General features: G+C 49.1%; 12 protein-coding genes and 1 pseudogene. 8 read left to right on the forward strand and 5 right to left on the reverse strand.

The annotated features are described in order from the left end of the window. Positions 1-100: 100 nt before the first annotated feature. A pseudogene (locus A6U95_RS20960) lies at positions 101-373 on the forward strand (transposase); the annotation flags it as partial. Positions 374-825: 452 nt separating this feature from the next. Here the strand turns inward: A6U95_RS20960 and A6U95_RS31130 are convergent. The 4 genes from A6U95_RS31130 to A6U95_RS30080 all read right to left on the reverse strand — a co-directional run bounded on the left by A6U95_RS31130 (position 826) and on the right by A6U95_RS30080 (position 3,631). Beyond that, on the reverse strand, positions 826-966 hold the full coding sequence (locus A6U95_RS31130) for a hypothetical protein (RefSeq protein WP_155621821.1): 141 nt from the start codon (positions 964-966) through the stop codon (positions 826-828). Between the two features lie 414 nt (positions 967-1,380). Continuing rightward, positions 1,381-2,463, reverse strand: coding sequence for a Replication protein (locus A6U95_RS20965; RefSeq protein ID WP_306455223.1), 1,083 nt, complete (start codon positions 2,461-2,463; stop codon positions 1,381-1,383). A gap of 290 nt (positions 2,464-2,753) precedes the next feature. Further along, positions 2,754-3,005, reverse strand: coding sequence for a replication regulatory protein RepA (gene repA / locus A6U95_RS30075; RefSeq protein ID WP_071926303.1), 252 nt, complete (start codon positions 3,003-3,005; stop codon positions 2,754-2,756). A 443-nt stretch (positions 3,006-3,448) separates the two neighbouring features. Beyond that, on the reverse strand, positions 3,449-3,631 hold the full coding sequence (locus tag A6U95_RS30080; RefSeq protein WP_071926304.1) for a ribbon-helix-helix domain-containing protein: 183 nt from the start codon (positions 3,629-3,631) through the stop codon (positions 3,449-3,451). Between the two features lie 501 nt (positions 3,632-4,132). Between A6U95_RS30080 and A6U95_RS20970 the strand changes: the two genes are divergently transcribed. Continuing rightward, on the forward strand, positions 4,133-4,426 hold the full coding sequence (locus A6U95_RS20970) for a LuxR C-terminal-related transcriptional regulator (RefSeq protein WP_059202110.1): 294 nt from the start codon (positions 4,133-4,135) through the stop codon (positions 4,424-4,426). Positions 4,427-4,753: 327 nt separating this feature from the next. Here the strand turns inward: A6U95_RS20970 and A6U95_RS20975 are convergent, their stop codons facing one another. Then, positions 4,754-5,131, reverse strand: coding sequence for a helix-turn-helix transcriptional regulator (locus A6U95_RS20975; RefSeq protein ID WP_059202111.1), 378 nt, complete (start codon positions 5,129-5,131; stop codon positions 4,754-4,756). Positions 5,132-5,424: 293 nt separating this feature from the next. Between A6U95_RS20975 and A6U95_RS20980 the strand changes: the two genes are divergently transcribed. From A6U95_RS20980 to A6U95_RS31270, 6 genes are all read left to right on the forward strand, one after another. Further along, a complete protein-coding gene (locus tag A6U95_RS20980; RefSeq protein WP_059202204.1) occupies positions 5,425-5,934 on the forward strand; it encodes a transcription termination/antitermination NusG family protein in 510 nt (169 codons plus the stop codon). Between the two features lie 118 nt (positions 5,935-6,052). After that, on the forward strand, positions 6,053-6,757 hold the full coding sequence (locus tag A6U95_RS20985; RefSeq protein WP_059202112.1) for a hypothetical protein: 705 nt from the start codon (positions 6,053-6,055) through the stop codon (positions 6,755-6,757). 53 nt (positions 6,758-6,810) lie between these two features. Next, on the forward strand, positions 6,811-7,011 hold the full coding sequence (locus tag A6U95_RS20990; protein WP_059202113.1) for a hypothetical protein: 201 nt from the start codon (positions 6,811-6,813) through the stop codon (positions 7,009-7,011). A 77-nt stretch (positions 7,012-7,088) separates the two neighbouring features. Next, entirely contained in the window at positions 7,089-8,096 is a 1,008-nt protein-coding gene (locus A6U95_RS20995; RefSeq protein WP_158006232.1) for a toxin co-regulated pilus biosynthesis Q family protein, read from the forward strand. Between the two features lie 150 nt (positions 8,097-8,246). Then, positions 8,247-8,672 (forward strand): type IV pilus biogenesis protein PilM, encoded by a 426-nt coding sequence (pilM, locus tag A6U95_RS21000; protein ID WP_059202115.1) that lies wholly within the window; start codon positions 8,247-8,249, stop codon positions 8,670-8,672. Positions 8,673-8,696: 24 nt separating this feature from the next. Then, a partial coding sequence (locus A6U95_RS31270; RefSeq protein WP_198927313.1) for a secretin N-terminal domain-containing protein occupies positions 8,697-9,878 on the forward strand: 1,182 nt, incomplete at its 3' end.

The raw sequence follows: 9,878 nt of genomic DNA on the forward strand, positions 1-9,878 counted from the left end.
ACCCATAAATCTGCACAGCCCCACGTCATCAGGGGCTGTTGTACGCCGACGTTCATGGCCAGTCGCTCCGAAAAAACGCGATCCAGATTCCTAACCATGTACGTCGGTTAGAGGGCGGAGTCGATTGTCAAAAATTGGGCCACCGGAAATCAGGGCAAAACTGTATCTGGCATCGTTGTGCGGTCTGAGATTTAACCCGGTGATGAAGGCGATGTATAAGCGTTTATGCCAGCGTGGCAAGGCCAAAATGTGTGCCATTGGCGCACTAATGCGCAAGCTTGTTCACTGGTGCTATGGCGTCTTGAAAACACAGAAACCGTTCGATGCAGAATACCTGTCTTTAGATGCGCGTAGCGCATGTAAGGCGGCATGATGTTGTTTTATATGACTCTGTAGTCAAACCGCCGAAGCCCGGCGTAAGCCGGTAGAGGATCATTAAAGATCCTTATACCCCTCCTGCCCTGAAGAGCCATGCAGACTAACAGCGATGAAAATGCTGATTTAAGTCCTTTTAACCCCGTTAGCGCGGCGTAGCCGCGATGTATCGGGGACTTAGTGCTGGCAGCTTGCTGACAGCGCTTAGGGGGCTGTACGCTTAAATTAGAAGCGACTTTTTCTTGACTGAACACGGTAGCTGTAGAGCCAAACTCACTTAAAGCGACGGTGAAGCAATTTTGCGCTGTCGGAGTGGTCCCGACAAGGCTTTGCCGCAGGCGGGGCGTATCTCCGCGTTATGCGGGCCGTAAGGGCCGCTTACGAGCGTGTAATCAAAACCTCTCGCAACATTTCCTGCAGCGACTCAATTCTTTAGCTAAAACACCCATTTTAAAGCCACTGCTGTTCCCGGCCTTTGGCCGGGGCGGCGGCGGCTTTGCAGTGGGTGGGGAGGTGTTTGCAGTTGAGGGTGACGTCGATGTGTTCTGACCACAACGGTTTAGTTTGTTGAGCAATTGGGGGCAGCGACATAGCCCGCTTTGCGGGAGCTACTCTACCGGCGTAGCCGGTGGGGTTGGTGTTACAAGATTTTGCTCGGTATTTGAGCTTTCTGGGGTGTTCTGCCTGAGCAAAGCGAAGGAGGTATCATCGAGCGCTATTGAGCGCGATGACATCCCCTTTTTTAAAAGGCTTATTTTGTTATGGATTAACGTTCGAAAATAAGGATACCAATGCGTTATACTTCGAAATTAACTACGTTCTTCGAAATTAACTGCTGTCGTTTACGCTCCCGGATATTTGGGTCAGGAAGAGGATGGCCAACCAGCCCCATTTTCGCCATCGCCGGCGCGCGTATCGCTTGCAAAAACAGCAATTCCTGAACGCCAGGCAGCACAAAACCCGCGTCGGGGTGGACACGTTTTTTTCAGTCTGGGTTTTTGGTGACTAGAGTATACCGGCGCGTTCCAGCAGTCGTTGATAATAGGCTTCCGGATCGCTGTGAAGTAGCCCCGGATTATCGCGCTGTAGCGCCATTTCCAGCTGTACGACCTCGTGACGCATGGTTTTGTTCGACCAGGCGACATAGGCTTGATACATCAGGTTCTGCGCCTTTTTGTGACCTTTGCTATCGGCTTTGATTTTGCTCTGAAGACCATCCAGGAGCAGATCGAGACGATCACCTTGCTCAAGCGTATTGAGGGCGTCTTCGAGCTGGCCAACCACCTGCTCTTTCTCGCGGGCCAAGTCCGGGTTGACCACCCAGCGCTTGATCTGCTTAAGCCGGTTACGCAGAGAGTGGCGATTCTTGATATCGATGCCAATGCGCTCGATACGCAGTAAATGGCGCTCATATTTGGTGCGCAGTGTTTCGGTCAGGCCGTTCTTGATCGCCCAGGTACGGAATTGGCCGAGCCACTGACGGATTTCATCGACGGCAATACCACGGCTAGTGAAGAATCTTTCACTGAGCCAGACACGCAACGGCTTGTTCTGGCCACTGTCGGTATCTTTGCCATGCAGGACGATCGCGTACTGCAGCTGCTCCATTACCGATAGCGCATTGAGCGCCACGTCATAGGCTTTGCGGCCACTGTCGTAGACATGCAAGACGCCCATGTAATGTGCCAATTGCTCCATCGGAGCCATGATTTCGAAAGGATAGTCGCTGTCCGGGTTAAAGTCGCAGTTGGCCGCCATCACCTGTGACAGAGCCGTCAGCGCCTCACAGGCCTCGGAACGTGCGTGAACGCGCATCGGTTTGGGAACGTAATAGGGATCGTTGCGTTTGGTATAAGGAACATACCCATTTTGACGCAGCTCGACCAGGTCGGGATTGCGATGCCAGTTGTGACTGCTGACACGTGCAACAACTTTCGACGCCATGCCACGTGGCACAGCACATCTCAGCCCTGGCTGATAGCGGCGATGGATTTTTGACGTCCCTTTGCGTAAGGCATTAGCCTCTCCACGACGGGTACGGTTGGGCTTGATTATCGGTGCATCAGACGCGTAATTCAGGCTAGTCAAATAGCCCTGCGCTTATGTTGCACGATAGGAGTTGAATTTTTTTTGGCACAATTCTATACTCCCTGCATAGAGCAACGCTTCTATACAGTTTTGAGTGAGCCCCGTTAATCTTATCCTCCGCCAAGATGAAAAAGATTATCGGGGTTTTTGCTTTTCAGGTGCTGGAGAACGTATTCTCAACAACGCCAGTCCTTGCCACCTTACTGGCGCGGCCCACCAAAATATTCGTAAACGATCAGTAATCTAGCACTAGATCCTAAAACACTCAAGAAAGTTAACCCATAACGTTGTTATAACTGCGCTTTGCTCGCATTTTCAATCAGACGACTTATCATTTCTGCCTGTGAAAGCCCTTGTGCTTCACATAGATTCTGCAGCCTTGATTTTAAGTCACTATGAACGTAAACCTTTATTTCTTTGTGAGTTTCTTTCCTTCGGGCAACCAGTGCTTGCTGTCGTTCTGAGACAGATAACGGATTACCTTTCCGGTAAGTACGTTTCGTCTTCGTTGAGGAAGTAACTACATCTACTACCTGTGACATCTCCGCCTCCCCTATGGATCAAAAAAGGATCGATTGAGCAAAGATTACTACAGTTTCCAGCAGTTAGCAGTAAATAATCGTGATCTACTGTTCATGTTGGCACATAATCAATGATGGTTAGTTGATCGGTCCGCTACGCTGATAAAAACAGAGGAGATCTCAGAAACCTGAAGCAAATAGCTATTTATTTATTTTTAATCAATCACTTATATAATAATGAACCAAAGCAAAACCCCTCCAAATATCACCCATTTTATCCGCTTGCAGCAAATGGATCCCTGTAGAACGATCACCATCACGCTAGAAATATGAAATACTCATATAAATCATCGTTCCTAACGAAGAGCTGAAGGATCGTGCATAAACGACTCCTCCAGATCCCTATCCGAGCACAAGTGAATTTTTCGGCAACTCCGGCTCAACTTCCATTCAGACAACCAAAATCAGCTCCTTTCGCCCGCGGATGCAGTTACGCCGTGTTTCTTCAGAAGATCCTCGATTGCCTCATCAAGCAATCGGCTCTTCGGGATACGGGTGGTGCGCGATAATTCATCGAAAAGTGGAACGAGTTTGTTATCCAGTGAGGATGTAAACCTTTTTCGGTTTTTTAAAAATGGCTCTGCCATATGATACCTGCCCGTAAAAAAATGTACGGGTAGTGTAAATAGTCATGCAATAGATTAAAGTGGTTGAAGATAGGCACTATATAGTGTCCAATAGTGCCTAGGAATACCGCCTCACCAGGGAAACCGAGCCGCCGTTAAGAGCGGCTTTCTATTTTATATAACCTATTAATTTATAATGATTAAGTAGTGAGCAGTGCATGGCTGATTTTCTGAATGCTACGCCCGGGAGTTCTCTTGATGAGTGGAACCATAGCCCTGAAAAGCAGGTTAAAATTTTAATCTGTTTTGCCGGTCTACCATTCTCCATGAGCCAACACCTGTATGTAGTGAACACGACTGAAGGTGTATATAGCATAACCACTTCCAATACCTATATTATTAATATGCCTTTAATGATTACCCCTAAAATCTCAAAGTCTTACCATTGAACAATTTAACAGATTATTCATTCACATGAGAGCGTCACCCCAATACATTCTTTCATAAAATAAGGGGTATATCATGTTGAATTTAGACACATTTTGGAACCAGCGTCTCATGTTCCCAGAACTAACCGAATCTCAGTTCAAGGTCTTGATGTATTACGCTTTCGGTTCTAACAGTGAAGGCATAGCCGACATACTAAAATGCTCGCAAAACGCGGTTAAGCTATCCTTAAAAAGGATCAAAGAAAACATGAAGGTTGACAAACTAGAAACAGTCAGAATTATCTATCACTCGCGAATTCATACTGCGATGATGGCACCCGATGATTTTCCTAAAAAATATTATGAGGCTATGAGTAATAGACAATAAATTAACCAGATGAAATAATCACCACACTCCACATTATTTATGCGGAGTGTTCACGGAAATTTGACTTAAGTCAAATAATAAGCACAAGAATCCATAGGATTATTTTTACATAATTAATTACATGATGACCTAAATCATAGTTATCCAATAACTTCACTTAACTGAAATGTTAATTTTTACAAGCTAAATTTAACATATCGACCCCTGTAGGGGTCTGTATTTATTACATAATTCATGAGATCATTTTTTCCGTCACATTGACTCATATACCAAATTATCTCTTATACCCGCCAAGATAAGAGACCATTAATTTGGGATAAGTCATTTTTACTTTATCGACTTTTTAATATATGACGTAAGACGCTCTGCCATGCCCAGAGCCTCTTCTAGTGAAGCCTTGTATTTCTTGCTATCTCTGTTCATATATTCAGCAGAATGCGTAACTAACGGCGTAGTTCCTGCTGAATGATGATGCTGTAACAATAATTCAGCAACGTCATCGTCTACTACATAAAAATAGTACTCAGGGTAATCAAGAGCTTTAGCTACACGTACAATGAAGTCAAACGAGGGGGCAAATCTACCCACTTCATAGTTGGAGAGCCTCGACGTGAGGTTAACGCCTTCGATAGCAACTAGCTCAGCCAGTTGTTTCTGGGTAAGCCCAGCAGCTTCGCGGGCTTCCTTTAAGCGCTTGGGTACCATATAGATTCACCTTTAATGAGGGGGATCCATGATACTCAGTAGAAGGACCACTCATTGCTCATTTTGCAAGATACTTGATATTATGGGTTGAAATGATAGTATGCGATGTGTGTGCGTCCTACCGCCAAGAGGATAAAGCACGTTTTTACACAAGAATGTACTGGGCGATGCCGCTGTCTGAATTACAGGGGGCTGAGTGAGACAGCCACTGTTTCAGCGTTATCGCCCAGTGTATTCGGCCCCTGCCGGATACAGAATGAACCCTTAGGGGGATCGGTTCGGGCGAGAGCATGATGGACATTGAAGAACTTAACGGACAATGCTGGTATCTTGCGCAATACATTACCGGAGGCAAAAATCGCGAAAGACTTTTCGACTGGCTCAGTGAGCAGCACATCACTCCCTGGACACCACTGACCATTAAAACCATCCGCCGCACTGATAAAATCAATTGTTCGCGTAAACAAATCTCACCACTCTTTCCTGGATATTTTTTCCTTAAAGCCAACTTAGCCACACAGACCGTGGATACGATCCGCCGTCACTCAGCTTTCTGCAGTTTTGTTATGAATGGGTCACAGATTGCACCGCTTCGTCCCTCGGTAGTTCAAGGGCTAATGAAACTTCATCCGGATCCGGAGTTGAGTTTGGTGGCACAGGATGAGCTGAAAGCGGCCTCCCAGACATGGCTGACTCCAGCGCAGTACCAGTATCTTCTCCGCATGGAGCAAGATTCCCGCCCTGTATCGAGAGTGGCATTGCTGATGCAACTAGTATTTGAGCCCAGTTTAGCGGGGTTTTAATTGCAACCCTCAACAACTTTTAGCTAACCCGGATCTTGCCGGGCTCTTTTCACCAATTTTCCTTCCCGCACGCACAATGCCAGCATTCGGTACGCAAACTCACAAAAGGAGATAACCTTTGTACTCTGCAGATAATTCAGTCCACCATCTGCTTTGGTGCATTCTGATCGCAATTCGTACAGCCGAACAGGAAAAGCCTTTCACCTCGGAAACAGCCCGCCGGCGCTTTATCTCGAACTGGCTTGATACAGCACGCACTCATCCCAGTTTCCGAGGTATGAATGCCGAGTTCACCTCGTTGCGCCAATTACTAGAAACCAGCGATAAATCCGTTTCGGTCGATGGAACCCTCGGCGTCCTGCTGAACCATGCCTTCGCTGCAGAACACTGCGACCTGTTTCGTTTTCGCTCCGCATTGAACTCTCTGATACAGAAGGGTTGGCGTCTTGCCGTTTGCCGATTCCCGGAAAACATAACGGCTGAGCTGATGCAGCGACGGCGAGACCGCCGCAAACATGCACTTCAGCTGACGCGCACCGAAAACGCATTCCAGCCTACCGGGAACATGGTACTGCCTGTGACATTTCAGCTTCTGCTTAATAGCACAGCAGAGATCAGTGAAGATGCGGAAATAGTATTTCACATGGAAGGATTTCAAGTCGTGGTGGCCCACTTAGAGCTAGCGCTGGATAACCGACGACTCGTACGCACACTGCACATCGGCACCACTTCGCTGACGACTAACGAGTGGAATCCACGGAAGGACGACATATGGCAACCACCTAGGAACTCAATTAGCCTCAAAAAGGAGAGTTATCATTGATAATGTGCCCCCTCACTTTGGAAATACCGATATAAACTCTGAGGATTATTGATATGTGTATCACCGTCACCGAAAAGGATTTGCGTGAATTGCATATCCGCCGGGCCGCGCGGGTTATTCAGTTCAAACGTGCCTGCCGAATTAGGGCCAAAACCCCGGATAAAATGCCACTCAGTACATTGACCTCTTTGCGTAATTTAATCCATGAAGCGGATGAAAGAATCGCAGAGTTTCAACAAGACTACCTCCGTTAACCTTACCCTCGTCACCCAGGCAATACCGTTCCCCAATGCCTCATGCGGTGCGGTTATTCCATTACCTGATGAAACCTATGAAAATCATTCACACATCCATGCTGCTTCCCGTTTTATTGGGTGGCTGCAGCTTGCCAAACCACCGGACAGCTGACAGTGATGCCCGACAATTCGTGGATGCCCTGATAAGCACTAACTTGCAACATATCGAGTTGGCTCAAAAAAGCGTGAAGCAAGCTAGCGCAATGATGCAGCCCGTCCGTTCCCCACAGACAAAAACCAACATAACCACACCGCCAGCGACGGCTACAGCTAGTGCGCCAGATACGTTGCGGGGGTTAACCCGGATCAAATCTCTCGGCACACCAGAGACTTTTACCCTGGTCAGGGTCAAAGCTCATAATCTGGGGCTAGAGGCAACGCTGAATAAAGTGATCCCGGCAGGCTGGACCGCAATAATCTCTGCCGATATTCAAACGCAATCCAGGCAGCGGATAACCCTCGAAGCTAACGACCAGTGGCCGTACGTTCTCGACGAATTATTACGCCAACATGGATGGATAGCTTTGATTGACTGGCCTAAGAAACAGGTCTCCGTGGCGTATGGCACACCAATGCTTGCTACCAAATCGGTCAATACACAAATAGTGGCCAAGCCAGAAACAGCTGCGAACGCGACTAATCCATCCTCTCCGACTGCGCTCGTCGCCACAGGCTCGCGTAATCCTTTCAACGGTACTCGAGATAAATCAACTCCAGCACAACCCAAAAATGTGGCCGTACCGGTAGTAAAAGCAGTGCCGACTCCTAAAGTCTGGCGGATCGAAGCGGGTAGTACGCTAAAAGATAGCCTGTTCAGTTGGGCCGCCGCTGAGAAGTGCTCTACTCCAGGAGTGGCAAACTGGACTGTCGCCTGGCTGACATCAGCAAATTACCGTATTGATGCACCGCTCCAGTTTGACGGGAGTTTCCGTGATGCGTTGAACAGTCTGTTCACCTTATACGGGACGGCGCAGGTGCCGCTGTATGCCGGTGTTCGTCAGGTGCAGTGTGTGATTTCGGTGGATGACAAAGAGATCCACTGATAACCCGTCGCTTGATTTAACGACCCGTGGCTATTCTCAGCAATCTCAATTTTGGGAGGCATTCACGATGAGTTATCGCGGAAGAGCAAATCTTGCCGTGTGGATGTTCTGCACGGTGTTCTGGGCCTGTGTGATCTGGGGGGTATCTCAATGATTTACTGGCTGCTTTCGGTCTTTCTCGGCTTCCTGGTGTGGGCCACACTCCCCTCTTATGACCCTACAGGGGTGCAGTTGCAGGATAGCACGTTGAGCCAGCGGGCTATTCAAACTGTCCGTTACATCAATGACATCAATGACTGGCGCTATAACAACCCTTCTCAAAAAGACGGCGTTATCACGGACAGCGCCTTCGGCTGGTCATCCCTACCTGAATTGCACAATGTGCTGCAAGCTGACCGTGTGTATGTCTACCAGCCGGACCAACCTGGGTTGATGGCCGCGTTGTTGGCACAGAGCCGGCATTCAGCGTTGGTTGGAAAGGTCGTCGGAAGACGTCTGATCGACAGCTTTGGCAATGACATGCAGGTCAATGTACCGGACAGCATTGCTGACGGCAGCCTGGTGTACCTCAACTAATCTCTCCTCACCGTAAGGTTAAAAATGAAAAAACACCTCCCCCTAACCGGGCTGGCGGCGACATTGTGTTTGCTGCTGTCCGGCTGTGCGCCGCTTGAGCGCATCGACAAGATCGACAATACGGTCTCGCTGGACGAAAAACGGGCAGATAAGCATCTTCATGCACTTAAAAAGGGGTCTGTTGTACGTGATCTTACCTCTCAATGGATCAACCCTTACCCGTTAAATGCCCTGCCAGGCAGCAATAGCTTACTGCCACCTTGCGCAGTGGCCATCAATCGGCCTGGGAGCATCACGCTGGCAGAAGTCAGCGCCTTTATCAGTAAACGTTGCCAGTTGCCCGTGGTGGTGACGCCCGATGCGCAGGCCATATTGGCACCGACAGGGGGCAAAACCGAGCAACTCAGTGGCCCCGTTCCCGCCCCCGACCCGAATGGGATGGTACCTTTGGCTGCGTTGGGTGGTTCACCCGTCCGAGCCGCACCGGCCGTTACTGGTGGTACTTCACTCAGGGGCGTGTTCTGGCTGGGGGAATTGGGCGGTTTGCTCGACAATGTCACCACTCGCCTGGGATTGTCATGGCGTTATGAGCAAGGCCGGATCGCCATTTTCTATCTCGACACCCGGACGTTCCCGGTCATGTTCATGGACAGTAAGGCGAGCTTTGGCTCCAAAACAGTGAGCGGCACCACCTCATCGATGGGGGCCACGGGCGACAGTAGCGGCGGTGGACTCAGTGGCGACTCAAATACCTCACAGGCCACTGAGATGGAAATCAAGTCCAGTCTGTACGAGGACGTCACCAATACCATCAAGTCAATGCTGACACCGGGCACCGGTCGCATGAATTTGTCCGCCGGCGTTCTGACGGTGACGGATACGCCGCGCGTGCTTGAGCAGATAGGCCGCTATCTGGATGACCGTAATAAAGAACTCAACCGACAGGTGGTGCTCAACGTCCAGGTCTACAGCGTAGAGAAACGTACGCAGGACCAGTACGGCATTGACTGGAACGCCGTTTTCAACAGTGGCAGCGTCGGATTGTCTCTGACCAATGCGTTCACCGGCGGTTCATCCGATGCCCTGAATGGCGGTATTTCCATACTGGACGGCAAAGGGGCGGGCACCAAGGCCTTTATCAAAGCCCTGTCCGAGCAGGCGAACGTCAGCGTGATGACAGAAGCCTCGAGCATGACGACCAACCTG

The organism is Serratia sp. 14-2641 (genome assembly GCF_001692375.1).
GTDB classification, from domain to species: domain Bacteria; phylum Pseudomonadota; class Gammaproteobacteria; order Enterobacterales; family Enterobacteriaceae; genus Chania; species Chania fonticola_C.

Coding starts and splice junctions, on each gene's coding strand:
- A6U95_RS31130 (WP_155621821.1), bottom strand. CDS start 966: ATGTCGCTGCCCCCAATTGCTCAACAAACTAAACCGTTGTGGTCAGAA.
- repA (WP_071926303.1), bottom strand. CDS start 3,005: ATGTCACAGGTAGTAGATGTAGTTACTTCCTCAACGAAGACGAAACGT.
- A6U95_RS30080 (WP_071926304.1), bottom strand. CDS start 3,631: ATGGCAGAGCCATTTTTAAAAAACCGAAAAAGGTTTACATCCTCACTG.
- A6U95_RS20970 (WP_059202110.1), top strand. CDS start 4,133: ATGTTGAATTTAGACACATTTTGGAACCAGCGTCTCATGTTCCCAGAA.
- A6U95_RS20975 (WP_059202111.1), bottom strand. CDS start 5,131: ATGGTACCCAAGCGCTTAAAGGAAGCCCGCGAAGCTGCTGGGCTTACC.
- A6U95_RS20980 (WP_059202204.1), top strand. CDS start 5,425: ATGGACATTGAAGAACTTAACGGACAATGCTGGTATCTTGCGCAATAC.
- A6U95_RS20990 (WP_059202113.1), top strand. CDS start 6,811: ATGTGTATCACCGTCACCGAAAAGGATTTGCGTGAATTGCATATCCGC.
- A6U95_RS20995 (WP_158006232.1), top strand. CDS start 7,089: ATGAAAATCATTCACACATCCATGCTGCTTCCCGTTTTATTGGGTGGC.
- pilM (WP_059202115.1), top strand. CDS start 8,247: ATGATTTACTGGCTGCTTTCGGTCTTTCTCGGCTTCCTGGTGTGGGCC.